Here is a 23,083-nt window from a genome sequence, read left to right as displayed (position 1 = left end):
TCCCCCAATTCTAATCAGGTCTGCCGCCCGACCTTCTTTCAACTCTTCTTCGCCTTTTATTTTCATCGATGCGCGCGTTCTGTGCCGCGACGATGCGCGCCCGAGCCTGCTCGGGCAGCGCTTTCCAATCCTTTCGGGAAAAACCGGCTGTGTCGATGGGCGGCAGCACCGTTAATGTCACGGCCGCCGGATGTACCGCAAGGCTCCCCCGGCGCATCATCCGATCGGTTCCGGCGATCACAAACGGCACCACCGGCACCTGATTTTTTTGTGCGATGCGAAAGGCGCCGGCTTTAAATTCGCCGACGCGGCCGTCGACACTGCGGGTGCCCTCCGGGAACACGGTCATGGCGTAGCCTTCGGCCACCCAGTGCTCTGCTTCCGAAAGCGCCGCCATTGCCTTGCGCGGATTATCCCGATCGATAAAGACACAGTGCAGCTCGCGCATCCACTGATGGATCAGCGGGAGCCTTGCGATTCCCGCTTTGGCCATCAACGGCTTGGTATCGTCGCCCAAATAGCCGAGCACCAGGGGCACATCAAAATACCCCAGGTGATTGGAAACATAAACCGCCGGCCCGGCCGGCAGATATTCAAGCCCCTCGACGCGCACTTGGCCGCCGGCCAGCGCGATCAGCCGCCGGGCCCAGTTCCCGGTTACCTTTCGAACCAGCGCATCATGTGCCTCGGTCCGCCCACGACGCGCCAGATAATGCGCCCGCAGATACACCGGCCAGACTGCGATTAAGTACAGCCAAAAATAAATAAACCAGATGATGGTTCTCAATGTCTGTCCTTCTTTCCCTCGGTTCCCGGGCCCTTTTTATCTGCGGTGATGATATAAATCGGGTTTTGCGCCTTCATCATCGTCAAGCCTCCGACGGGCTCGCCCCGGCTGATCCCGACCTGAATCACTTCCACGTTTTGAAAGTGCGTCGTCAGATAAAGTTTGGCCCGCACCGCGTTTTCCAGCGTGATAAAATTCGTCGCCACCCGGCCGCCGTCCCGCAGATGGTCGCGGCACCAAACGAGGATGTTCTCCACGGCGCCGCCGCTCCCGCCGACGATGATTTTATCGGCCGGCTCACCAATGGCCTCAAGGGCCTGGGGCGCCCTGCCCTCGATGAGCGTCACATTAGAAGCGTCAAAATGTTTGATGTTTTGACGAATCAGCGCTTGGGCTGCGGGCTCGGCCTCTACCGCGTAAACCCGGCCGGCACGGGCTGCGTGGGCCGCCTCCATCGTCAGGCCGCCGGTGCCCGCGCCGATATCCACCACCACGTCCGAAGCATCAATGCCCAACAGGGCAACGGTCAGCACCCGGATTTCCCGTTTGGTGATGGGCGCCTTGCCGCGGATATAAGCTTCGTCTGAATAGGCTGCAATCTCACTCATCGGTTATAATCACCACCGACATGCCCCGTTCCCGGAATGTCAGCGCCTCCTCTACTGTTAATCTGGTGATGCGTTCTTCCGGATAGGAAAGATTTTCCCCGGTATAAAGCACCTTGCCGCCAAAGTCGTGATCCAACAGCTCGCGGGCGATGGCCGCGGTGTTGTGGGTGTCGTCGGTGAGCACGCCAACGGTCCCCGCGGCTTCAAGCGCGCCGATCAAATCCTGATCCCGGCCGTGCAGGCTCATCAGTCTGGCATCCTGCCAGGGACGACTGATCTTCGCAAACAAATACTGCAGCGATGAAATCCCCGGCAAGGCTTCGACGTGCGCCGGACCGATGACCTTTCTTGCATAGCTGAGCAGGCTGTAAAATCCGCAGTCGCCCGAAACAACCAGCGCCGTCTTTTGGGTCGGATACACTGCGGCAGCCTTCGCCATCACCGTCGTAAGCTTCTCTCCGCCGCTGCCAATGATATGCACGGTTTTGCCCATCGCGTCAAAGCTTTCAAGGTGGCGCCTGCCGCAGCAGATCACCTCCGCTTCGGCAATGGCGCGCTTGGCCACCGGCAAAATATAATCCGGATGCCCCGGCCCGAGGCTCACTACTTTTATTTTGTACATGCGAAAAGCTCCTTAAACGCTCGAGCGCCGGCTGTCTGCCCCAGCAATCCGTAGTCCCGGCTGAAGAGGATCACTTCAATGGCTACGTTGCCGTAAACCTTGGCCTCGCAGCGCTTTTTCACCCGTTGCGCGATATGATCGAAATAGCCGTCGAGCCCCGCCTCTTGGATGATCGGGATGGCGTCGTCCGTCGTCGTGCAGTGCAGAATGCGGTCGATGCAGCCGCGGTCAGCACCCATCCAGGCTGCGTTCGCCGCGAGAATCTCCACCCGGGCGTCACTCACCGCCGAATGGGTCTGAAAAATTCCCCCGGCCACCTTGATGAGTTTGCCCAGATGCCCGATGAAAAGTATTCGCTTCACCTGCATGCGCTCGGCCTGCTCCAGCATAAAGCCCACAAAATTACTGATCTTGATCATCGGCGTCAGGTCAAGGCCCAGCGATTTGGCAAAATCCGCGCCATAATTGCCCGGCACATAAAGCACATTCTCGTATCCCTTCTCCTGCAGGACCGACAGTTCCAACTTCATCGAAGCCTTCAGCGATTCCTCACTCATCGGCGTCACGATGCCGGAGGTCCCGATGACCGACAACCCGCCGACTACACCGAGCTTGGGGTTGAAGGTGCGTTTGGCCAACTCGACGCCTTCCGGCATGGCGATGGTCACTTCAAAACCGCCGGGATAGCCAAAAGCTCTGGCCACCGCCGCCAGTTCCCGGCGCATCATTGCCCGGGGCGTCGGGTTGATGGCCGGTTCCCCGACAGGAATCGAAAGACCGGAAAGCGTCACAATGCCAACCCCCGGCCCGCCTTTAAAAGTCACGCCCGGCTCTGCCTGCCGGCGCACCGTCGCAAAGACGCGCATGCCGTCGGTGACATCCGGGTCGTCCCCCGCATCTTTAATCACCGAACAGGTCACGGCTTCCGCCGTCATCTCGATATCGTAAAGGTCGATGGTCAGCTGCCAGCCCCTGGGCGTGTCGATGGTGACCGCGTCCCGGCGTTCCCCGGAAAGCAGCATCGTCGCCGCCCCCTTGGACGCCGCCGTCGCACAGGAGCCCGTCGTATAGCCGTAGCGCATGCGCTTGCCGCCCTTTTCGATGTATTTTTCGAGTTTTCCCATCGGGTACTCCCCCACAAAAATTATTCTGCCGTTGCAAAGCCGCCGAGTCCGCTCTTTTTGATGAGCACCGTCGATAAATAGGGCACCTTGCCGGCCAGCGCCTGAATATCGGTAGTCACCTGCTGATTGGCCATGCCGATATTGGACACCATCACGAAATGCTGTTCGAGGCCGCGGGCCGAAAGCTCTTTTGCCAGCGCTTCGTTTCCCGCGGAGGCCTTCATCACGACGATGTTTTGATGGGCATCGAGCACCGCCCGAACCTTTTCGATGGGTTCGGTCATGCCCACCACACCCAGGGATTCTTCCCCCTGGGTCAGCGGGATATTAAGTCGTGCCGCCAGATTGCAAAACGACGGAATCCCCGAGATGGTCTCCACCGCGAGGCCTCGCTGCAACAAATAAGCCATCACATAGGAATAGGTCGAATAGACCATGGGATCACCCAGGGTTAGAAACACCGCGCTCTCCCCCCGATCTAAAATCGCGTGAATCGCGTCAGCGTTTGCCTGCCACTGGGCATCCAGCGCTTCCCGTTCTTCCGACAGCGACAGCATCGGAAAGTCCATGGTGAGGCAACGCTGCTCTTTCGCGATATAGGGCTCAGCGATGCGAAAGGCGATGCTCGGCTCGCCCATCTTTCCGGTGGGACTGATCACCACGTCGGCCGCTTTAATCGCGCGGACAGCCTTGACAGTTAGCAGCTCCGGATCCCCTGGACCGACACCGATGCCGTATAAAACGCCTTTGTTTTCCGCCATCTTACCACTCCCTTCCCAGGCGATAAAGCAGCGCGTTTAAAATCGCGCCGACCACCGGGCTGCCGCCCTTGCGCCCGTTGATGCGGATGTAGGGAATGCCGAAATCGTCAAGCTCGTCCAGAGCCTTCTTGGACTCGGCTGCCCCGACAAAGCCGATGGGCGCGCCGACGATCAACGCCGGCTTGGGAGCACCGTCCTTGATGAACGCAATCAGACGATAAAGCGCTGTCGGTGCGTTGCCGATGGCAAAAATCCCGACGTCGTCGTTCCGCATAGCCTTTTCCATGGCAACCGTCGACCGGGTCACGCTCCGCTTCCTGGCTTCGGCGCGAACGTCCTCGTCATGAACGTAATTCACGATTTCAACGCTCTGCATCGCCATGGCCCGACTGTTCACCGCGGATTTGATCATCATCGTATCGGCATAGATTTTCTTGCCGGCGGCCAGCGCCGCAAGGCCGCTGTTCACCGCGTCATTTTTAAACTCGATGAGTCTTGCGTATTCAAAATCGGCCGTGGTGTGAATCACCCGGCGGATAATGCTATCTGTCTCTTCAGCGAAGTGAATACCGCCCAATTCCTCACCGATGATCTCAAAGCTGCGCTTCTCGATTGCCTGTGGATTATTAATGTAGTTTTTCATGCGTTTATCCTTAAAATTTTTCTATTATTTTGCCATCGATTTCTTTAACGGGCCTTGCCGACTTTTAAAGATAAAGTGCGTCGCCCGCCTGTTCAATGCGGTATCCGCCGGGAATCATGTTCTTCAAATAAATCCCTTCGTAATCTTTTTGAGGAACACGATTGATCCAGGCCGTCATGAAGCCGCGATAATCAAAATCGGCCGCATCGTAAATCACGCCGACCACCGTGCCGCTGTGACCGATGGCCACGCCGCAGCCACCATAGCGCCGAGACAGCGCGATCATGATTTCCAGATAGGGTTTAAACAGCACCTTTTGATTGAGTCTTGCACTTTCAGTGCAGGCGGCGCCCATTTGTTGCAGATCCGCCGCGGCCAACCCCGTTTCGAAATCGGCTACGATTTGCGCAAAGGCCGCACGGTCCGCCGTGTCGTAAACACAGCGCTGCCCGCGAAAGCCGACCGTTTCCACCGAGCCGCCGAAGTCGACGGCGAGAATTTTCGCCGATATCGTCCGGTGAAAGTCCCGGATCACGCCGCCTTTAATATAATTGAAAAGATTGAGATCCCGAAACATGATGTTGTCCGTCGGCTCGATGGCAACACACAGTTCGGCGATGTCCGACGGGGCGACCCGCAGATCGTAATACGCCGCGAGGCCGGTGGTCACGGCCACCAGATCCGCCGTAGAGCTGGCCATCCCCTTGCCGGCCGGAATTTCCGAACTGAGCGCAATATTGATGCGGTGCTTTTCTTCCCGCGGCAAGCCGTAGCGCTCAAAAAAACGGTCCATGATCTGCACCGCTTTGTCTGGCAAAAAATGATCGGCCGGCCGCTCTTCAACGCGCACCCGGGTGTATAGATCCACGGGACAGGATACCAGGCACGGCGCGTCCCGGTAAATCCCCTGAATGAGTTCCCCGCAGGAACCCGGCACGCGGACCGTCACCCTACGCATGGCCGTCCGTCCCTTCCGCCTTCGCCCGTCGCACGCGGTCCAGCAAGGCGAGCAGGAAGCGATCGGCCCCGTCGGCATAAAAATGCACGTGGGGATAGCCGGCCAGGGTGTTGCCGCGAGTATAACCGCATGTCCAGGTCTTGCCCCGCTTCGACAATTGATAAATCTGAGGAATGGGTATTTTCGTCTCCACCAGGCTATGATGAAATTCGTGAGCTTTAAAGCCAAAGCGACGACCGGCCAGCGTCGCCGCCACATCCACGTAGCCAAAGCGCTGCAGCCGTGCCGTCATCACCGTGTCCGCCGGCAAAAAACCAACGCCGGCATAGCGCTCGCCGTCTTTATTCACAAGGCTTCGAGTCAGCACCATCAGGCCGCCGCATTCGGCATAGCAGGGCAGCCCCGATTCGAGCCGCTTCCGAAAATGCTTGCGAAAAGCCCTGTTGGCTTCAAAGGCTTTCCCGAAGATCTCGGGATAACCGCCGCCAAGGTAAATGCCGTCGGCCCCGGCGGGAATGTCTTCAGCCGTCAGGGGGCTGAAAGGCACCAGCGTGATCCCCAAAGCTTCCAATGCTTCGAGATTGTCGTGATAGTAAAAGTTAAAGGCGTTATCCCAGGCATAGGCGATGGTCAGATCACTGTACGCATTACCACAGGCCTCAAAGAGATCCGGCCGGCCCGGCAGCGCCTTGACGGCGGAGCGCGCCGCCATGCGGTCGATATTCACATGCGCCAGCACCAGATCCGCCGCGCGGTCCACCTTCTCGCGCAGATCCGTCAGCTCGTCCGCCGGAATCAACCCGAGGTGACGGCTCTCGAGGGTCAGCGCCGCGTCGTTCGGCAGCCACCCCACGCAGGGAATCCCCGTGTGATCTTCGATAGCCGTTTTCACCAAAACGTAGTGAGATTTTGTGGCAATGCGGTTGACAATAACCCCGGCAATATGCACATCCGGATCAAAATCCGCATAGCCCTTCACCAAAGCCGCCGCGGATGTGGACATGCCCCGACCGTCGATGATCAGAAACACCGGCAGGCCCAAAACCTTCGACAAATAGGCCGAGCTACCGATTTCCCCGCCGGACGAAGCGCCGTCATAAAGCCCCATGACCCCTTCGACCACGGCCAGATCCTCCGGACCGAGCCTGCGGTAAAACAGAGTCTTGATCATCTCGGGGTCGAGCATCCAGGTGTCAAGATTCGTCGAAGCTTCGCCGGTCACAAAATGATGAAACATCGGATCGATATAATCCGGGCCGGTTTTGCTCGGCATCACGCGGTAGCCTTTTTTCTTAAAAGCCGCCATGATGCCCATGGTCACCGTCGTTTTACCGACGTTGCTGTTGGTTCCTGCCAGCATCAATCCGCGCATCGCCATTCTCCTTTCGTTTGGCCGTTTGCCATTTTTATTTTACCGCGCTTCGCGTCATCTTTAAATGAAATTTCTTGTTAAATGTTTGCACACCGTCCGCTCACCGGACAATCTTCTCCAGCCAGGCATTAAACTCGTCGACATCCTTCGGATAGCTGCCGTCGGCTGGCGCCATGCCGTGGGCGATCATGTCCTCATAGACGTCGAGCATCGTCGGCCGGCGCAGATTCGCCTGCTCGCAGACGGCCTTGTCGCGCATGATTTCGATCGGTGTGCCGTCGGCAATCACCCGTCCGGCAGAAAAAACGATGAGCCTTTCGGCCCAGCGATAGGCAAAATTCATGTCGTGGGTGGAAATCAGCAGGGTCTTGCGCTGAGCCACCAGCTTTTCAAGCACTTCTTCGAGCATCGCCGCGTTCAGCGGATCCAAGGCGGCCGTCGGCTCGTCAAAGACGATAACCTCCGAATGCATGGCAATGATGTCCGCGATGGTGATGCGCTTCTTTTCACCGCCGCTGCAATAATGGGGCGCCCGCTTTTTAAAGTCGGAAATATTCATATAGGCCAGCGCTTCATCCACCCGGGCCGCCACTTCCGATTCCGGCAGGCCCAGGTTCATCGGCCCGAAGGAAACTTCCCCCATGACCGTCGACGCGATGATCTGATTGTCCGCGTCCTGAAAAACGATGCCGACGCCGCGGCGCAACTCGTTCATCACCTTTTTGTCATCGGTGATTTTCTGACCTTTAAAATAAATTTCGCCGGAATCCGGCCGTAAAACACCGTTAATGTTCAAAAAAAAGGTGGATTTGCCGGCGCCGTTGTTCCCGACGACACAAACCCTCTCCCCCGGCATCACGTCCAGGGTGATCCCCTTGAGAGCCTGATGGCCGCCGGAATAAGTATAGGTCAGATCTTTGACCTTTAAAATCGGTTCAGACATTTAAATTCACTCCTTGGAAAGTCATGATCCACACGAAAACAAAATAGGCCAGCGGCAGCGCTCCCCAGAGCCGCTGCTCCCGTGTAACGGGTTTCTTCGCTTCGAGAAAGCGCAGATCTCCGTCATAGCAGCGGGCCTCCATCGCGTCGAAAAACTGATTGCCCCGTTTCATCGACACGACAAAAAGATTGCTGGCCGTACTGCCGAAGGAATACAGCGCTTTTCTAAAATTGGTATAGCCCAGCCGGGATTCCGCCGAATTGCGCATCTTGCTGTTGGTGTCCAGCAGGATAAAGATAAAGCGGTACATCATATTCATCAGCTCGATCATCAGCTTCGGCACATGGCATTTTTTGAGCACCGAAAAAATCTCGCCCGACATGGTGGACAGCGATATCATATACATAGCGGAGATGGCGCCAAAAGCCTTGCTCCACAAAATCGCCGTGTTATAAAGCGTTTGAGGCGTGATGATCACATACCCCCAATGCGCGAAAAAATTGATCAGCGCGTTATCGTAGGGCGTCTTTGAAAATTCAAAGAGCACAAAGATCGATCCGGCGATCATAAAGACCAGTGGAATCGTCAAAAGACTGATGTAGTTGTGCAGATCCTGTTCTCCGAGAACCACAGTCACAAAAAAAGTGAACAGGATAATACTGAAGGAAACATAGGGATTGTTTGAAATGATGCACATCAGCAGCAAAATAATGCCAAACCCGATTTTAAACGAAGGATTCCATTCGGAAATGGCAGAGTTATAGGCATAGGTATCGATCGATAGGGTTGATTCGCCGTGTTTGTGCCCGAAGCCGCCATGACGGTGACGGGCCTCGCCGCGATGCCGATAGGCCTTGTAAATCCCTCCGCCGATCAGCAATAACAGGGGCGGCACCAGCCACAGAAAATGGGTAACATTCAATTTCATTTTCAGACCTTTCAAAAGCCCGGCAGCACTCATCAATGCTGCTGTAAAGAAGGGCTGAAAGACGCGAACGCCTCCCAGCCCCTCAATGCTTTTATCAATTTGGGCACAAAGCCTCAGAGTTCCTGCTCTTCTTTGCCAAGTTTTTTACGTTCGACAAAACGTCCCAGGAAGAACGCCATAATGCCAACACCGATACCTGTCTGCACGCAGAAGAGCAGCGATTCGATTTCGCCCGGCAATTCGCCGCCGATGGCTTTTTCAAGAATCGGGGTTGCCCAGGGCTTATAGGCACTATCGTTCTTTTCGACCAAGGTTCCGCCGGCATCGTCAGAGCCGCCGAATTCGGCCTTGCCGGACAATGCGAAGAACGGAATCACCGCAATCACGACACACACGAGTAACAGGATTAAAGCTGTTTTTTTGTTTTTAGACATTATTCTGCTCCTCCCAAGAAACCAATCGCCTTCATTTCAGCCGTAGCATAGGATTCGAGCGCCATGATGATAATAACCGACAGAATCCCTTCGATGATCGCCAGCGGCACCTGAGTCGCAGCGTAAACGCCCATATTGGAAACAAAAGCCGCCCCAAAGCCGACATTGGAATGATGGGCCCACGCCATCTGCACGGCCGTCACGCAATAGGTGAAAAGATCCCCTAAGGCGCAAGCCAGGAAGATATTCACTTTGCGGTTAACATGCGCTTTGTCCATCAGTTTGTAAAGGCCGAAAGAAACGAACGGCCCTGCAATAGCCATCGAAAAACAGTTCGCCCCAATGGTGGTCAAGCCGCCGTGCGCCAGCAGAATGGCCTGAAACAGCAACACAATCAAGCCGAGGACAGCCACCGCGGCCGGCCCGAAGAGCAACGCGCCGAGGCCCGTCCCAGTCATGTGCGAGCAGGAGCCCGTCACAGACGGAATCTTCAGAGAAGAAATCACGAAGATGAAAGCACCGGCCATGGCCATCAGCGAAATGGTGCGGCGATTCGCATTGACCGTTTTACGAATGGAGAAAAACCCCCAGATGACAAACGGCAACGCCACCACACCCCAGAATACACAGAGGCTGGCCGGAAGGTAACCTTCCATGATGTGCATGGCATTTGCCGCCGGCATCACACCAAAGCAAATGGCAAAGGCGATGGACGCCGCAACGACCCATTTTTGTTTCTTAGACAAAGATTGTGACATAAAAAACCTCCTAATTAAGAATTTATAAAAATCACGCGCTCAAAGGCTTCCCTCAAAACGATCCCCTGAGACTTCGCCAAACGCCGTCACTTCCCCACCGCGTCTTTTGCGAATAATCAAAAGATAATTATTACAGGATTGTGTTTTCCCAGACAATCATATAGCGAGAGCGCTAACGGATGACGGTGCATTGGCGCTATTTCTACGCCGGTGCAGATCCTGTGAGCCACGAATTTTATATTGCTTTAGATCATACCTATCACCTTATAATCTGTCAAGATTAGTGATCAAATTTGCCGATCCATCTGATGAATTTTTTGGCACAGATTTTGAATTGGCATGCTTTAAACACGAGAACGACATTTTTGATTTTTATATGTTCATTTATTCATTGTTTAATGGCAATTTGTTGGGGTTTTTAATCATTTTCATGCATTTCCCCGAAAATTATCCTTTAAATTCCTGAAATTATTTTCATTGCCTATACTTTTTTGCTTTTGCCGGTGCTCTATTTTACAAATCGCAACATCCGCCAAAGCGATTTGTTCCATTTTTTACATTTGCGATGCCGCCCATTCCCGATCCCTTGTCCGCAGCCGGCTGATTTCCCGCAAAGAAAAAACGAAGCCCCAAAGGACTTCGCTTCGATATTTAAAATGGCGGAGAAGGAGGGATTTGAACCCTCGCGCCGCGTTAACGACCTACACCCTTAGCAGGGGCGCCTCTTCAGCCAACTTGAGTACTTCTCCATGCCTCGCGGATCGCCGCTCCCGACTGATGGGTTTTGAGCGGCTCCTGTTATTCTATTATTATGGCCGAGAGGGTGGGATTCGAACCCACGCGGGCTTGCGCCCAAACGGTTTTCAAGACCGCCTCGTTATGACCACTTCGATACCTCTCGGCGGGCATTCCTGCATCGCCAAGAATGCACAACAAATTATAACAGGGGCTTTCACCCCTGTCAAGATTTTTATTGGTACATTTCTCTGTCAGATCAGTCAAAGCCGCCTTTAACAGACCTTTTCGATCCAGCCGAAGCTGTCTTCGACGGTGCCGCGCTGAATGCCGCAGAGGGTGTCGTAAATCTTCTGCGCGTAAGGACCGATCTTGTCATCGTTGAAAACCATATCCTCGCCATTGTAGTTGAGCTTGCCGATGGGTGCCACCACGGCAGCCGTCCCCATGCCGAACACCTCTTCCACCTTGCCGGCGTGATAGTCTGCCACCAGTTCTTCGATGGGCAAGATGCGTTCTTCAACGGTTTCGCCCCAGCTCTTGAGCAGTTCAATGATGGACTTGCGGGTGATCCCCGGCAGGATGGTGCCTGTCAGCCTAGGCGTGACAAACTTGCCGTCGATGTGGAACATTACATTGCAGGAACCGACTTCTTCAATGTCTTTGCGGGTGGCGCCGTCGAGCCACAGGGTTTCTTCGTAGCCTTCGGCATTGGCTTTTTCGGTCGCCGCCAGCGAGCCGGCGTAGTTGCCGCCGCATTTGGCTTCCCCGGTGCCGCCGACCACCGTCCGGGCATAGACCTGCTCGATATGCATCATCGCCGGCTTGAGACCCTCTTCGTAATAGGCGCCGACCGGGCAAAGGATGATGAAAAATTTATAGCTATTGGATACGTGGACGCCGATGTATTCTTCCGTGGCAAAAACAAAGGGACGGATATAAAGCGCCGTGCCCGGGGCGGTGGGCACCCAGTCCTTGTCGAGTTCGACCAACTGCTTGAGCGCGTCAAGCACGAAAGCTTCGTCAATTTCCGGAATGCACATCCGCTTATTCGAGCGGTTCATCCGAGCGAAGTTTTCCTGCGGGCGAAACATCTGCACATGGCCGTCCGGCGTCTTGTAGGCCTTCAGCCCCTCAAACACTTCCTGGGCATAGTGAAAAACGCAGGCGGACGGTTCCAGGGTGATCGGGCCGTAAGGTTCGATCTGGGCATTGTGCCAACCCTTTTCGCTATCATAATCCATTGTGAACATGTGGTCGGTAAAGATCCGGCCAAAGGGCAACTGGTTTTGATCCGGTTTTTCTTTGGGATGGGTCGTTTTGGTAACCTTAATTTCCATGGTTGTTCTCCTCTTCGTTTATCAGATTCGCCAGACGGCGACAGCTTGTCGCATGGTGATTTATAGAATGCTTCCATTGTATCAATCATGTATACAATCGACAAGTCCTCTCTTGTTTTTTTATGTATTTTTTGGCGTACATGATTTTTCAATAAACACATCCTAAGGGTGCAATCATCAAAAAAACCATCGGACGATTTGATGAAAACCGATGGTTTTATGAGGCGGTGCCTGCCGGGTATTCCCCGAAATTTATATGGATATGGAGGTGTGATTCCTATCCGAACATCCGGCGCTGTGGTGTGTGGATCGCGCCGGGTGATTCGCTAAGCACCATGTCAATATTATTTTCAAAGGGGCTGCAGCTGCTTGATGCAGCTGCAAAACCAAAATACGGCTCATCATTGCCAGTCCGCCGGATAAACGAAGTAAGCAAAGCGGGCTTTGTTGGGCGAACGAAAATGGATATGACTGCCCTTCGGGACATAGAGGATGTCTCCCGCTTCTCCGCTCACAACTCGACCGTCGATCACAATCTCCAATGTCCCTTCAAGAATTATGTCATATTCGTCGTAGCTTAATGTCCATTCAAAATCCGTATGGTCGACTTCCATGATGCCGGCTCCCATCCGCGGCGCTTCTTCAAGCGTCATCACGTCTTTCAGCCGCACATCTTCTCTGCCTTCAAAAGGTTCACATTTCACGGTCGATACTTGAATACGGGTTATCCCGCTGGGATCCCTTTCTTTTCTAAAGGGTTGATCGCCCTGAAGAAAATCGCCGGCTTCCATTACCCGGTGCACAATATCTGCAATTAAGGCTTCTGTTACGTTCATTGGTCACCTCCCGTTTGTTCCGTGGCCGAGTCTGCTGTTTGACCGCCTTGAATTTTCCCCAAAAGTTTCGGCGCTAACATATTGGCCAGTATGAGCGCGGTGATCCCGGCGACAAGCTTGCCCACAATCACCGGAAAAATCATCTTCGGATTAACACCGGCTGTGAATCCCAGATGATCGCCGAAGACAAAGGCCGCCGATACCGCAAAAGCCACGTTGAGCAGTTTGCCCTTGGCGTTCATTTTATCCATGATGTTAAACATCGCAATGTTATTGGCCAGGTTGGCCACTAAGCCGGCCGAGCTGTTTTCGTCAATACCGAGTTTCTGGCCGACCTTCTGCAGTGCGCCGCCAAAAGTATCCGTAATCCATTTGACCATCGGAAAAGCGCCGATCAGCACAATGGCGATCGTCCCGCAGACCAATAGGCCCGATTCCAACGGAATAGTCCCATTTGCATCCGGTTTGACCATCAGATTCATCAGCGGGAAACGAATACCGGTTTCATATTCAAAGACGGCCACCGCCGTGAAAAACGTGATAATGATGGTCACGGCCTTGCCGAAAACATTAAACCCGTTGATCATCTTGTCAGGTTTAAACCACAGCCCAATCACGATGAGGCCGGCGATGATAATCACCGGAATCAGATTAACCAAGATCGTTCCGATACTGATTTTGTATTCCGTAAGGTTCATCACCAATCCCCCCGCAATACAGCCGATGGGAATCGTAATCAGGCCGGCTAAAATGCCAGCGCCTAAATACGGGCGATCCTGCTTTTTAATAATGGATAAAGCCACCGGAATCGTAAACACAATGGTCGGTCCCATCATCGATCCCAGAATCAAACCGGAAAAATTTCCAAGCGTCGCATTTGCTGACATCTTCATAGCTAATGGATATCCGCCCATATCACAGGCGAGCAATGTCGTTGCGAACATCGACGCATCCGCCCCGAAAAACCGGTAAACCGGCACGATGATGGGCTTGAGAATAATGGCTAACACCGGGGCTGCTGCGACGACACCCGCCATGGCCATGGCCAAAGGTCCCATCGCATTGAATCCTTCTTCAAACTGCTCCCCGTATCCCAGCTTGTTGCCTCGCATTTTATCAATGGCGCCGATGATCATGAAAATCATCATGATCATAATGATCACCGCATTGATCGATAGGTGCGACACCCAATGGCTGACACTCTTTGTGAAAACCGCTGTGTTGGTCAGATTGCTCACTAACTCATTAAACATCTCTTTGTCCTCTTTCGTTCTTTGCGTTATTTGTTTCACATCACATTAAAGCATCGGTTAAAGGCATGGCCGGGCGCGGGATCACCGTGGTTTCCACCAGCAGATCGCGATCGCTTTCGGCGGCGGCCACCGCGGCCTTAACCGCTCCGACATCTCCCGTGAGGGTCACGAATCCCTTGCCGCCGATCGCGTAGCCGATGCGAACCTCAATCAACTGAATCTGCGCCGCTTTGGCGGCGGTATCGGCGGCGGTAATCGCCGATGCGATAGAATAAAATTCCAGAACGCCCAAGGCCTCGGTCTTGATGACCCGCGTTGTTCCCATCAGTGCTGGCACCAGCTGCTCGTGAATATTTGGAATCAATAGGGTATTCACTGTGTATGCTGCCGCCAGTTGTTCGCCGACCTTCATGGATGCTTCCACCTCGCCGACTTCACCAGCAATCAGGACAATGTATTTCCCCGGGCACACGGTTGACGAGCGCACCAAATCAACCTGAGAGGCCTTGAGCATTTCGTCCGTCACGCGGATTCCCCGAGCAATGCTGTTTAATTCGATCATGCCAAGCGCGCGTCTCATTGATCTTCTCCTTTTCTCTGCCCTTGGGTGATGGTGATGCGCCTTTCGTCGATGGCGGTCACAACGCCGTCGATGCTGCTGTGAACATTGGCCGAAACCCTGCCCACCGCTTCTCCGATCGATGTTCCGCAAGCCACTTGGTCGCCCAAAGCCACCACCGGTTTAGCCGGTGCGCCAATGTGAGTATTGAGCGGGACCCGCACTTCATTCGGCTCATGGGGCACCGCTTCCAGGCTTTGCCCTTTGTATTCCGAAAGGCCCAGGCGCGCAATCAGTCGGTTCGTCGGCACGCGTCTGAAGTCAATCATTGGATTGGCCTTCGGCGTCTGATTGGATTCCGGCGATAATTGGCGTTCCCGCAACCGGTCTTTAAAATAGTCATTGATGCGTTTAGGCGATAACCCCATCGGGCAGGCAAACATTTCGCAGACGCCGCATCCGCAGCAGTTGACCGCGCTGCCATAAGCCGACAGATAATCGGCGTCCGCCGTCAGCGCCGCTTCTTTAAAAGCGTTTCGCATCACGCGGTGAGGCGTCACCCGATGGCCGATCAATTGCCTCGGGCAAAGATCGGTGCACATCTGGCACTGAATGCACGCGGCCATCGCCTGCCGTTTCATCTGGCGAATGGAAAGTTGACGGTGCGTCGCCAAAAAGTGGTCTTTCGGAAGCACCAGCAAGTTGCCCAGCGTCTTGCTCACCACTTCCTCGGCGAGGTCTGCTTCTTCCCAGATCATCCGCCCCATCATCGGCCCGCCGAGAATCACCGCAGCCCCTTTCGGCATGCCGCCGGCCAGCGCCAGGCAATCCGCCACCGAGGTTCCGATCGGCACCGTCACAATCAATGGTTTAGACACCGCGCCGATCACGGACAGCGTCTTTTGGGTGACCGGCTGCCCCGCGGCCGCCCGAGCAATGTCGCAAACCGTTCCCACGTTGTCGACCACCGCGGAGACGGCGGCCGGCAATCCCCTTTCGGGAACGCTTCTCCCCGTCACCGCCTGAACGACGATTTGCTCGTCGCCGGCCGGATAAAAGGCTTCCATCTTAAAAAGGGCAATCGGGGCGCCGGCCGCGTCAATCGCCGCCTGCAAGCTTTCGATTTCGCGCCGATAGGTTTTTTTAAGGGCAATCACAATGTGTTCTGCGTTCACAGCCGCCGCGGCCAACAGGGTGCCCGCGACGATTTGTTCGCTTTGTTCGCGGCAGCAATATTTATCCGCGGCAATGAGGGGTTCGCATTCGAGCGCATTGACGATAAAATATTCGGCTGAAGTCTTGAGCTTGACATGCGTCGGAAAGCCGGCGCCGCCGGCGCCGATCACGCCGGCCTGTTTAATTTTTTCCAGTAAATCCATGCATTTTTTCCTTCCAACAAGCCGCATCCACATCCATATCGTCAATGATGCCCACGATCGATGCGTCAATCGGTGTATTGTTGTCGCCTGCCGCACTTCGCGCCGAGCTACCGGAAACAACAATGACCCATTCGCCAATGCCGGCTCCCACCATGTCAGCCGCCACAAAGGGAACCGCTTCCGGGCTTTTCTCCGCGGACAACATCGGCTGAACAAGCAAAAGTTTCAGCCCGGAGAGCCGCGTTTCCTTTTGCGTGGCCCAGACACTGCCAATAATCTTGCCGACCTTCACCGCATCACCCCCGTTTAACGATGGCGATATGATGATCCTCCAGCAATTCCTCAGCCATATCTGTCACGATCGCATCCTGATTGATGATAACAGCGCGGATATCCTGCCGCTCTGTTAACGGGATAACCGCCTGCTCCGTAATGATGTGACGCGCCATTGCAATCTCGCCTTCTGCCGCGGCCTTTGCCGATTCGTCGGCCGGCGGCTCTGCTTCTTCCTTCGGCTCCGGCGATACCCGTTTGCCTCGGAAACTTTGCATCACGTCACTTTCAAAAGTCGGCTGTTCCCGACCGAGTAAAACTGACGGCAAATCCTTCTTCGCACAAACGGTCACGCCGTTTTGCATCAGTCGATGATACGCTTCTTCAAAATGACGATAAAAATTAATCGGCGCGCTGGCCTGGTAGGTCATAAAGCCCACCCCTTCCTTCAATACGATGACGGGCTTGCCAGCCAAAAGCGCATTGATCACCCGATTGGCAAACGCGCTTCCGCCGATGCCGTCGACAATGCGGCACATGTCTGTTGGTGACAGTTCTGCGACCACCATCCCCTGAGATGCATCCGAGGCTTCACTAACCAAACGACAGGCCGCATTCAGTGCGGCATCACCGGCGAGCGATGAGCGCAGCGTTTCCGCCTTCCCACATAATTCCCAAACGCAACGCGTATCCGACTGCTCGGACGCTTCAACGGCCATCGGCTCTTGAATGTCGATAAGTCTCGCCCGCACGCGTTCGGCAATTTGGGCGATCAACCTTTCCATCTGCTCGGATGGTGCCGCAGATTTATCCTTTGCCATGCTTTCTTCCTTTCTTTAATCCGCCGGCGAATCGTTATACCAACCTGCCAAATAACGGCACATGACGATGTGCAAAACGCTGGACAGCCGGTTGAGCCCTTCGACCATATCGCTGCGGCTCATCTTGGCCCCTTCCCGATCGGCCGAGACCGCGGCGATCTCCGTGCGGCGGATCGCCGTCCGCAAATGGTTGAGCCTGGCGTATTCGGCTCCCAGATGCTTGTCGGGCAGAACCATCTGCTTAATGTTGTAATGGCGCATCGGATGATGAGAATGCTCTCGGATCTCGTCGTGGTTGAGCCCCAGAATGGTTTTCTTCTCAAAGGGCTCGCCGAGCACGTCGCAGCGCATCATCAGCCGCAGCGTTTGAAGAACTTCCTCCAATTCGCAAACGAGCTTTTCGCTTCCGCCACCGGCGACGAGCTCAGCCTGGATCAACACCACTTCAGCCTGGACCTCGTCTAACATCCCCCGAAATATAATTCGAGGATGGTCTTTTGATACCAGTTGATTGCCGAAAAGCTGAGTCATGTGTTCAGGTTTTCGGGTATAAAAGGCGCCACTCTCAAAATCGATATAAGCCGCTTTTGCTGCAGCCGCCTCTTCTGCTTTCGGCATCGTCTTTTTTTGTTCATCCGGCGAGATGATCTGCCGCTCTTCTTCAGGTGCTTTGCCAGCTATACGCTCCTGAACAATGGCAATTTTCCGATCTGTCAGAAATTCTCTTGCAGCCGGCGACAGGATTTTGTCCTTTTCAAGAACAAACCGGCGCGCATCACTTCGAATGGTTTTTCGAAGTGATGCTTCCGTGATAACCTTCATTCCCGTTCACTTCCTGATTTTATTTAAAACTTGGCAAAATCTGTTCGACTTCTTCGTGGGGTCTCGGAATGACGTGAACGGAAACGACGCTCCCCACTTTGTCTGCCGCTGCCGCGCCGGCGTCCACCGCCGCCTTCACCGCGCCCACGTCCCCTCGGACCATCGTGGTCACCAGCCCGCTGCCGATCTTTTCGACGCCGATCAGGGTGACGTTGGCCGCCTTGACCATCGCATCCGACGCTTCCACGGTGCCCACAAATCCTTTGGTTTCAATCATACCCAGTGCCTGTTTTTCGTTAACTGCCATTATTTTGTTCCTCCTTTAGATGCCTGTTTAGGGGCCTGTTCTGCTTTCTTATCAAAGAATGGTAAAATTTGTTCGACTTCGGTGTGAGGTCTCGGAATCACATGGACCGAAACGATTTGTCCGACTTTGTCCGCCGCGGCCGCGCCGGCATCCACCGCCGCCTTCACCGCACCCACATCGCCGCGGACCATCGTGGTCACCAGCCCGCTGCCGATTTTTTCGACGCCGATCAGCGTGACGTTGGCCGCCTTGACCATCGCATCCGATGCTTCCACGGTGCCCACATATCCTTTGGTTTCGATCATGCCCAATGCTTCTGAAGTATTCATCATTTATCTCCCCTTTCATCATTTCTCATACCGTTCACTGCGCCTTCAACTGGCGCAGAACTTCCGCCGTGATTTTCGCCACCGTTTCCCGATTGATGTCTTGATCTTTAACGATCCGGCATTTTTGGTCCGCCAGCTTCGCTTCGGCTTTGATCTCCGACAGATCCCTGATGCCGTAGGCCACCTTGCGCACGTTGATGAGATTCTGCGGCCCGACATTTTCCGAAGTGGCGCTGCCGCCGACGGCCCCGCAGCCCAGGGTCAGCGATGGCATTAAGCCTGTGGTCGCCCCGATGCCTCCCAGTGCACTGGGCGTATTCACAATAATGCGTGACGCCGGCACCCGGGCGGCAAAATAATCGACAATGGTATCGTCCTCCGTGTGAATGCTGAAGGTGTGCCCGGCGCCCTCGTAATACAGAATTTCCTGGGCCAGTTCGCAAACCGCACGATAGTCCTTCGCCGTATAAAAGGCGAGAATCGGGCAGAGCTTTTCGTTGGAATAGGGATGTCCGATGCCGATGCCGTCTTCTTTGGCCACCAGCACCTTGGTCCCTTCCGGGATGGTCAGGCCGGCAAGCTCCGCGATTTTCTGCGCCGAGCGCCCGACAATCATCGGATTCATCGTGCCGTTGGCCCGAAGAATGAAGCGGCCGAGCTGTTTGTATTCCTGATCGTCCAAAAAGTAGGCGCCCTGTTTGGTCATCTCACGCTGGACTTCTTCAGCCATGTCGGCGTCGCAGACCACCGATTGTTCCGAAGCGCAAATGGTGCCGTTGTCGAAAGTTTCCGAGGCCATAATCTGTGCTACTGACGCTTGAATATCCGCCGTTTTCTCGATATAACACGGCCCGTTTCCCGGTCCGACCCCAATGGCCGGCGTCCCGGAAGAATACGCCGCGCGGACCATCGCCGAGCCGCCCGTTGCCAAAATCATGGACACGTTGGGATGCTTCATCAGGGTGTCTGTCGCCTGCATCGTGGGGATGGAAATGCATGACACCAGGTTTTCGTCACCGCCGGCTTCAGCGATCGCCTGCCGAATGACTTTAACCGTTTCTAAGATACAGCGCAGGGCGTTGGGATGGGGCGAAAAGACAATCGCGTTGCCCGCCTTGATGGCGATTTCCGATTTATAAAGCACGGTGGATGTCGGATTTGTGGAGGGCACCAAACCGGCAATCACGCCGACGGGCACGGCGATGGTGCGCACTTGACGAATGGGATCCCGGTCGATTTCCCCCATCATTTTGGCATCTTTGATGTATTCATAGACGCCTCTGCTGGCGAAAATATTTTTAATCACCTTGTCGCCGACAATCCCGAACTCGGTATCTTCATGAGCCATTTCTGCTAAACGGCGCGCGTTGCGCACGCCGGCTTCGGCGATGCTTTTGACAATTTTATCCGCGGCTTGCTGATCCGATGCCGCAAGCTTCTGCTGGGCCTGTTTGGCATCCTCTAAAAGCTTGCGCACCTCCTGCACCGACAGCAGATCTTTATCGTATAATTGCATGAGTTCTCCCTTCTGCGCTTAATCAATCGGCCGGTCCGCCACATATTCAACGGCGCGGGCGAAGGCGTCGCACGCGGATTTGCACGCCGACTGGCTGCCGGTGAGCAGGGCCCCGCCAAAGTTGGTCTCGGACGGCGGCGCGTAAAGCTCGCAAAGGGAAACGTCGGCGGCTTTCATCGCCGCATCCACCGCATACATCGCCTCGAGGGGCGGCGCGATCAGATAGGCCAGGGCTTCCCCCTCCTGGATCCCGGCACCGGCGGAAAGATAGGAGCCGGTGCGCGAGATGCAGTGGGCGTAATAAACGATGCTGTCGTCCTCGTTGGCCGAGATAAAGTGGGCCACGTTCTCGATCGTATTGACACAAGCGTCGAGGCCGCTCTTCACCTCCGCCGGATCAGGGCCGGCCAGAATGCCGATGATTTCTCCGGCCAGCTTGGTATTCGCGTTGTCCGCGCCGCCGTAAAAGCTTTTGGCATAGACCACTTCGACATCCGCTTTTTTCGTCGCTTCATCCAAAGCGGTATAAGTCACATCGTCGCAATCCGCCGTGATCAACGCGATGGATTTCAGATGCTTGGGCAAGCTCAAAGAGGCCGCAAGACTCGCATCCACATTCGGAATGATTTTGGTGGCCAACACCTTGGTTTGTAAGATATCTCCCTTCATCGGGCGCCTCCTATAACTTTAAATCCGTACCGCTCTTCTTCTGGTCGAGCATCATCTTCAAGACGTCCGCAATGTGGGCGCCGGCCTCCGCCGGGTTGGTGCCTTCTTTGTGAATATTGGAAACGACGTTGCGCCGCGCCTCCGGCATATTCTTTTCCGCATGATAAGCCATGTAGGCCGACATGGACTGCGCGGTGATAAGCCCCGGGCGTTCGCCGATGAGCACGCAGATGGCCTCCGGCTCCACAATCTCGGCAATTTCTTCCATGATGGCGACGCGGCCGTATTTCACAAAGAACGGTGTACCGACATCAATGCCCTGACTCTCGAGCCCCTGCACAATCGCCGGATAAACCTCGCCGGCGTTCGCTTCAATCGCCGCCGAGCTCAAACCGTCGGCGACGACGAGCTGCGCCTTCGGGTGCTTCTTGCATTTTTCCGCAATGATTTTTTTCGCTTCTTCCGAAAGCTGGCGTCCCAAATCCGGCCGGGTCAAATAAACATCCTTATTTTCGCAGCGAGATTGCACGGTAAAAAATCCCAGCTGATTTTCGACGAAATCCGCGCCGACGTCGGTAAAAACAGCGTCTTGCGCCGCGGAATGCGCCGCCCGAAACTGCAGCGTCGGATCGGTTTTGTAGCGCGCGCCGGCCTTGCCGATACCCAGGCGGCAGGGCGCTTTAACTTTAATGGCCATATAGGCTTCTTTATTGCGCGGGTTTTCAATCAGATATTGCTGGCGAAGATCCACCGCCGCCACGTCTGGAATTTCGCCTGCTTCGGCCGCTTCACAACCCGTCGGCTGCACTTCCGACACATTCTGCAAAGACGCTTCGTTTAAAACAGCACCCAGATCCATTTCCTGAATAATTTGTTTGACAATATCCTTAACGGCACTTTCCTGAATCACAATTTCACCCCCTTATTCACAAAAGACAGACGCATCGCCGGCCAGCGCGGTCAGCCTGCCGTCTTTGCTAAAGCCCATCTTTTCCATCCAGGCGTCAAACTCCGGCACCGGCCGCAGCCCAAAGGTTTCGCGCAGCGCCGGCGTGTCGTGATAGCCTGTGCATTGGTACATCAGCATGCAGTCATCCCCCTGGGGAACGCCCATCACATAATTACAGCCCGCCGCCACCAAAAGCGCTGCCAGATTTTCAATATCGTTTTGATCCGCCTTCATATGATTGGTGTAGCAAGCGTCGCAGCCCATGGGGATGCCCGAAAGCTTGCCCATAAAATGATCTTCAAGACCGGCACGGGTGACCTGCTTGGAATCGTAAAGGTATTCCGGCCCAATGAAGCCCACCACCGTGTTCACAAGAAATGGAGCATAGTGTCTGGCCAGACCATAACAGCGCGCTTCCATCGTCAGCTGATCCCAGTCGTTGTTGGCTTCGGCCGAAAGCTCGGAGCCTTGCCCGGTTTCGAAATACATGAAGTCGGGGCCGACGCTTTCGCCCTGAACGCGCATCAGATCCCGGCCGTCCTGGAGCATTTGCGTCGTAATCCCGAAGGCTTCATTACCTTTTTGAGATCCGGCGATGGACTGAAAGAGCAAATCTACGGGCGCGTGCAGCTTTTCGATCGCGTCCATCTGAGTTTGAATATGGGCGAGGACGGAGCATTGGGTCGGAATTTCCCATTTTTCTTTAAATTCATGAAAGCTTTTCATGATGCGCGCGATGTTTTCCATCGAATCATCCACCGGGTTCAGGCCGAGCACCGCATCGCCGACGCCGTAGCTGAAGCCTTCCATCACCGACGCCATGATGCCGTCGATGTCGTCCGTGGTGTGGTTGGGCTGCAGTCTTGCCGAAAAAGTTCCCGGAAGCCCGATCGTGGTATTGCAATGGGCCGCGATCCGGATTTTCTTCGCCGCGTAAACCAAGTCGAGGTTCCCCATGAGCTTGGTCACCGCAGATACCATTTCACTGGTCAGCCCCCGGGACGTCCGGCGGATCATGGCGCCTGTCGTGTGCTCATCGAGCAGCCATTCCCGAAATTCCATGACGCTCATGTGCTTGAATTCGCCATAGATGCGTTCGTTGATATCATCCTGAATGATGCGCGTCACCTCATCCTCTTCGTAGGGGACGGCCGGACAATTGCGCAAATCCTCCAAGGTCAGATGCGCCAGCACCACCTTGGCGGCCACCCGTTCTTCGGCGGAGTCTGCCGCAATACCCGCCAGCTTGTCTCCGGATTTTTCTTCATTAGCTTTCGCCATGACTTCCCGGATGGAACCAAACTGATAATGATGTCCGAATAACTTCGTTTTTAAAATCATTTTTCCTCCTCAAAAC

Annotated in this window: 26 protein-coding genes and 2 tRNA genes; all 28 read right to left on the bottom strand. The window is 54.9% G+C overall.

The window, feature by feature from the left end; translation table 11 throughout:
* Positions 1 to 10: 10 nt before the first annotated feature.
* Entirely contained in the window at positions 11 to 787 is a 777-nt protein-coding gene (locus V3C63_RS06780) for a lysophospholipid acyltransferase family protein (RefSeq protein WP_329887044.1), read from the bottom strand.
* Positions 784 to 1,395, bottom strand: a complete 612-nt coding sequence (gene cbiT, locus V3C63_RS06775) for a precorrin-6Y C5,15-methyltransferase (decarboxylating) subunit CbiT (RefSeq protein ID WP_329887043.1) — start codon at positions 1,393 to 1,395, stop codon at positions 784 to 786. Before cbiT ends, V3C63_RS06780 begins: the two co-directional genes overlap by 4 nt.
* A complete protein-coding gene (gene cbiE / locus V3C63_RS06770; RefSeq protein ID WP_329887042.1) occupies positions 1,388 to 2,017 on the bottom strand; it encodes a precorrin-6y C5,15-methyltransferase (decarboxylating) subunit CbiE in 630 nt (209 codons plus the stop codon). Before cbiE ends, cbiT begins: the two co-directional genes overlap by 8 nt.
* The gene (gene cbiD / locus V3C63_RS06765; protein WP_329887041.1) at positions 2,005 to 3,141 is read right to left on the bottom strand and encodes a cobalt-precorrin-5B (C(1))-methyltransferase CbiD; all 1,137 of its coding nucleotides are present in this window, start codon (positions 3,139 to 3,141) and stop codon (positions 2,005 to 2,007) included. Before cbiD ends, cbiE begins: the two co-directional genes overlap by 13 nt.
* Before the next feature lie 20 nt (positions 3,142 to 3,161).
* Positions 3,162 to 3,902, bottom strand: coding sequence for a precorrin-2 C(20)-methyltransferase (gene cobI, locus V3C63_RS06760; RefSeq protein WP_329887040.1), 741 nt, complete (start codon positions 3,900 to 3,902; stop codon positions 3,162 to 3,164).
* 1 nt (position 3,903) lies between these two features.
* Complete coding sequence (locus V3C63_RS06755; RefSeq protein ID WP_329887039.1) at positions 3,904 to 4,545, bottom strand: precorrin-8X methylmutase; 642 nt, start codon at positions 4,543 to 4,545, stop codon at positions 3,904 to 3,906.
* A gap of 64 nt (positions 4,546 to 4,609) precedes the next feature.
* Positions 4,610 to 5,503: a GHMP family kinase ATP-binding protein gene (locus V3C63_RS06750; RefSeq protein WP_329887038.1), complete on the bottom strand. Its 894-nt coding sequence runs from the start codon at positions 5,501 to 5,503 to the stop codon at positions 4,610 to 4,612.
* Positions 5,496 to 6,875 (bottom strand): cobyrinic acid a,c-diamide synthase CobB, encoded by a 1,380-nt coding sequence (locus V3C63_RS06745; RefSeq protein WP_329887037.1) that lies wholly within the window; start codon positions 6,873 to 6,875, stop codon positions 5,496 to 5,498. Before V3C63_RS06745 ends, V3C63_RS06750 begins: the two co-directional genes overlap by 8 nt.
* Before the next feature lie 100 nt (positions 6,876 to 6,975).
* Positions 6,976 to 7,818, bottom strand: a complete 843-nt coding sequence (locus tag V3C63_RS06740; RefSeq protein ID WP_329887036.1) for an energy-coupling factor ABC transporter ATP-binding protein — start codon at positions 7,816 to 7,818, stop codon at positions 6,976 to 6,978.
* A complete protein-coding gene (gene cbiQ, locus V3C63_RS06735; protein ID WP_329887035.1) occupies positions 7,811 to 8,746 on the bottom strand; it encodes a cobalt ECF transporter T component CbiQ in 936 nt (311 codons plus the stop codon). Before cbiQ ends, V3C63_RS06740 begins: the two co-directional genes overlap by 8 nt.
* Positions 8,747 to 8,859: 113 nt before the next feature.
* Positions 8,860 to 9,180, bottom strand: coding sequence for an energy-coupling factor ABC transporter substrate-binding protein (locus tag V3C63_RS06730; protein ID WP_329887034.1), 321 nt, complete (start codon positions 9,178 to 9,180; stop codon positions 8,860 to 8,862).
* The gene (locus tag V3C63_RS06725; RefSeq protein WP_329887033.1) at positions 9,180 to 9,938 is read right to left on the bottom strand and encodes an energy-coupling factor ABC transporter permease; all 759 of its coding nucleotides are present in this window, start codon (positions 9,936 to 9,938) and stop codon (positions 9,180 to 9,182) included. The genes V3C63_RS06730 and V3C63_RS06725 overlap by 1 nt, the downstream gene beginning before the upstream one ends.
* A gap of 657 nt (positions 9,939 to 10,595) precedes the next feature.
* Positions 10,596 to 10,687 (bottom strand) — tRNA-Ser (locus V3C63_RS06720).
* A 63-nt stretch (positions 10,688 to 10,750) separates the two neighbouring features.
* Positions 10,751 to 10,839: transfer RNA gene (locus V3C63_RS06715), tRNA-Ser, on the bottom strand.
* Positions 10,840 to 10,948: 109 nt separating this feature from the next.
* Positions 10,949 to 12,013 (bottom strand): branched-chain amino acid aminotransferase, encoded by a 1,065-nt coding sequence (locus V3C63_RS06710; protein WP_329887032.1) that lies wholly within the window; start codon positions 12,011 to 12,013, stop codon positions 10,949 to 10,951.
* Between the two features lie 401 nt (positions 12,014 to 12,414).
* On the bottom strand, positions 12,415 to 12,849 hold the full coding sequence (locus V3C63_RS06705) for a cupin domain-containing protein (RefSeq protein WP_329887031.1): 435 nt from the start codon (positions 12,847 to 12,849) through the stop codon (positions 12,415 to 12,417).
* Entirely contained in the window at positions 12,846 to 14,102 is a 1,257-nt protein-coding gene (locus V3C63_RS06700) for an ethanolamine utilization protein EutH (protein ID WP_329887030.1), read from the bottom strand. The genes V3C63_RS06705 and V3C63_RS06700 overlap by 4 nt, the downstream gene beginning before the upstream one ends.
* Positions 14,103 to 14,142: 40 nt before the next feature.
* Positions 14,143 to 14,682 (bottom strand): BMC domain-containing protein, encoded by a 540-nt coding sequence (locus V3C63_RS06695; RefSeq protein ID WP_329887029.1) that lies wholly within the window; start codon positions 14,680 to 14,682, stop codon positions 14,143 to 14,145.
* Positions 14,679 to 16,040 carry a 4Fe-4S dicluster domain-containing protein gene (locus tag V3C63_RS06690; protein ID WP_329887028.1) on the bottom strand — a complete coding sequence of 454 codons (1,362 nt, stop codon included), beginning with the start codon at positions 16,038 to 16,040 and terminating at the stop codon, positions 14,679 to 14,681. The genes V3C63_RS06695 and V3C63_RS06690 overlap by 4 nt, the downstream gene beginning before the upstream one ends.
* Complete coding sequence (locus V3C63_RS06685) at positions 16,018 to 16,332, bottom strand: EutN/CcmL family microcompartment protein (RefSeq protein ID WP_329887027.1); 315 nt, start codon at positions 16,330 to 16,332, stop codon at positions 16,018 to 16,020. The genes V3C63_RS06690 and V3C63_RS06685 overlap by 23 nt, the downstream gene beginning before the upstream one ends.
* Before the next feature lie 4 nt (positions 16,333 to 16,336).
* The gene (locus V3C63_RS06680) at positions 16,337 to 17,134 is read right to left on the bottom strand and encodes a hypothetical protein (RefSeq protein WP_329887026.1); all 798 of its coding nucleotides are present in this window, start codon (positions 17,132 to 17,134) and stop codon (positions 16,337 to 16,339) included.
* Between the two features lie 15 nt (positions 17,135 to 17,149).
* Positions 17,150 to 17,956, bottom strand: a complete 807-nt coding sequence (locus tag V3C63_RS06675; protein ID WP_329887025.1) for an ATP-binding protein — start codon at positions 17,954 to 17,956, stop codon at positions 17,150 to 17,152.
* Between the two features lie 19 nt (positions 17,957 to 17,975).
* On the bottom strand, positions 17,976 to 18,263 hold the full coding sequence (locus V3C63_RS06670; protein ID WP_329887024.1) for a BMC domain-containing protein: 288 nt from the start codon (positions 18,261 to 18,263) through the stop codon (positions 17,976 to 17,978).
* Positions 18,263 to 18,592 carry a BMC domain-containing protein gene (locus tag V3C63_RS06665; RefSeq protein WP_329887023.1) on the bottom strand — a complete coding sequence of 110 codons (330 nt, stop codon included), beginning with the start codon at positions 18,590 to 18,592 and terminating at the stop codon, positions 18,263 to 18,265. The genes V3C63_RS06670 and V3C63_RS06665 overlap by 1 nt, the downstream gene beginning before the upstream one ends.
* A 34-nt stretch (positions 18,593 to 18,626) precedes the next feature.
* Positions 18,627 to 20,108 (bottom strand): acetaldehyde dehydrogenase (acetylating), encoded by a 1,482-nt coding sequence (locus V3C63_RS06660; RefSeq protein WP_329887022.1) that lies wholly within the window; start codon positions 20,106 to 20,108, stop codon positions 18,627 to 18,629.
* Positions 20,109 to 20,126: 18 nt separating this feature from the next.
* Positions 20,127 to 20,777 carry an ethanolamine utilization microcompartment protein EutL gene (gene eutL / locus V3C63_RS06655; RefSeq protein WP_329887021.1) on the bottom strand — a complete coding sequence of 217 codons (651 nt, stop codon included), beginning with the start codon at positions 20,775 to 20,777 and terminating at the stop codon, positions 20,127 to 20,129.
* A gap of 10 nt (positions 20,778 to 20,787) precedes the next feature.
* Positions 20,788 to 21,684, bottom strand: a complete 897-nt coding sequence (gene eutC, locus V3C63_RS06650) for an ethanolamine ammonia-lyase subunit EutC (RefSeq protein ID WP_329887062.1) — start codon at positions 21,682 to 21,684, stop codon at positions 20,788 to 20,790.
* Between the two features lie 15 nt (positions 21,685 to 21,699).
* Entirely contained in the window at positions 21,700 to 23,067 is a 1,368-nt protein-coding gene (locus tag V3C63_RS06645) for an ethanolamine ammonia-lyase subunit EutB (protein ID WP_329887020.1), read from the bottom strand.
* Positions 23,068 to 23,083 lie beyond the last annotated feature (16 nt).

This window comes from Pseudoramibacter faecis (assembly GCF_036289405.1).
GTDB classification, from domain to species: Bacteria; Bacillota; Clostridia; order Eubacteriales; family Eubacteriaceae; genus Pseudoramibacter; species Pseudoramibacter faecis.
Note: the sequence above shows the minus strand (reverse complement) of the source record. Positions and strands in the feature narration are given on the sequence as shown.

Bases quoted from the DNA above. Each gene is read 5' to 3' on its own strand.
- V3C63_RS06660 (WP_329887022.1), bottom strand. From the start codon at position 20,108: ATGCAATTATACGATAAAGATCTGCTGTCGGTGCAGGAGGTGCGCAAG.
- V3C63_RS06740 (WP_329887036.1), bottom strand. From the start codon at position 7,818: ATGTCTGAACCGATTTTAAAGGTCAAAGATCTGACCTATACTTATTCC.
- V3C63_RS06730 (WP_329887034.1), bottom strand. From the start codon at position 9,180: ATGTCTAAAAACAAAAAAACAGCTTTAATCCTGTTACTCGTGTGTGTC.
- cobI (WP_329887040.1), bottom strand. From the start codon at position 3,902: ATGGCGGAAAACAAAGGCGTTTTATACGGCATCGGTGTCGGTCCAGGG.
- V3C63_RS06710 (WP_329887032.1), bottom strand. From the start codon at position 12,013: ATGGAAATTAAGGTTACCAAAACGACCCATCCCAAAGAAAAACCGGAT.
- V3C63_RS06695 (WP_329887029.1), bottom strand. From the start codon at position 14,682: ATGAGACGCGCGCTTGGCATGATCGAATTAAACAGCATTGCTCGGGGA.
- V3C63_RS06745 (WP_329887037.1), bottom strand. From the start codon at position 6,875: ATGCGCGGATTGATGCTGGCAGGAACCAACAGCAACGTCGGTAAAACG.
- V3C63_RS06725 (WP_329887033.1), bottom strand. From the start codon at position 9,938: ATGTCACAATCTTTGTCTAAGAAACAAAAATGGGTCGTTGCGGCGTCC.
- V3C63_RS06665 (WP_329887023.1), bottom strand. From the start codon at position 18,592: ATGAATACTTCAGAAGCATTGGGCATGATCGAAACCAAAGGATATGTG.
- eutL (WP_329887021.1), bottom strand. From the start codon at position 20,777: ATGAAGGGAGATATCTTACAAACCAAGGTGTTGGCCACCAAAATCATT.
- V3C63_RS06705 (WP_329887031.1), bottom strand. From the start codon at position 12,849: ATGAACGTAACAGAAGCCTTAATTGCAGATATTGTGCACCGGGTAATG.
- V3C63_RS06645 (WP_329887020.1), bottom strand. From the start codon at position 23,067: ATGATTTTAAAAACGAAGTTATTCGGACATCATTATCAGTTTGGTTCC.
- V3C63_RS06670 (WP_329887024.1), bottom strand. From the start codon at position 18,263: ATGGCAGTTAACGAAAAACAGGCACTGGGTATGATTGAAACCAAAGGA.
- cbiD (WP_329887041.1), bottom strand. From the start codon at position 3,141: ATGGGAAAACTCGAAAAATACATCGAAAAGGGCGGCAAGCGCATGCGC.
- V3C63_RS06755 (WP_329887039.1), bottom strand. From the start codon at position 4,545: ATGAAAAACTACATTAATAATCCACAGGCAATCGAGAAGCGCAGCTTT.
- cbiQ (WP_329887035.1), bottom strand. From the start codon at position 8,746: ATGAAATTGAATGTTACCCATTTTCTGTGGCTGGTGCCGCCCCTGTTA.
- V3C63_RS06700 (WP_329887030.1), bottom strand. From the start codon at position 14,102: ATGTTTAATGAGTTAGTGAGCAATCTGACCAACACAGCGGTTTTCACA.
- V3C63_RS06750 (WP_329887038.1), bottom strand. From the start codon at position 5,503: ATGCGTAGGGTGACGGTCCGCGTGCCGGGTTCCTGCGGGGAACTCATT.
- V3C63_RS06675 (WP_329887025.1), bottom strand. From the start codon at position 17,956: ATGAAGGTTATCACGGAAGCATCACTTCGAAAAACCATTCGAAGTGAT.
- V3C63_RS06680 (WP_329887026.1), bottom strand. From the start codon at position 17,134: ATGGCAAAGGATAAATCTGCGGCACCATCCGAGCAGATGGAAAGGTTG.
- cbiT (WP_329887043.1), bottom strand. From the start codon at position 1,395: ATGAGTGAGATTGCAGCCTATTCAGACGAAGCTTATATCCGCGGCAAG.
- cbiE (WP_329887042.1), bottom strand. From the start codon at position 2,017: ATGTACAAAATAAAAGTAGTGAGCCTCGGGCCGGGGCATCCGGATTAT.
- V3C63_RS06690 (WP_329887028.1), bottom strand. From the start codon at position 16,040: ATGGATTTACTGGAAAAAATTAAACAGGCCGGCGTGATCGGCGCCGGC.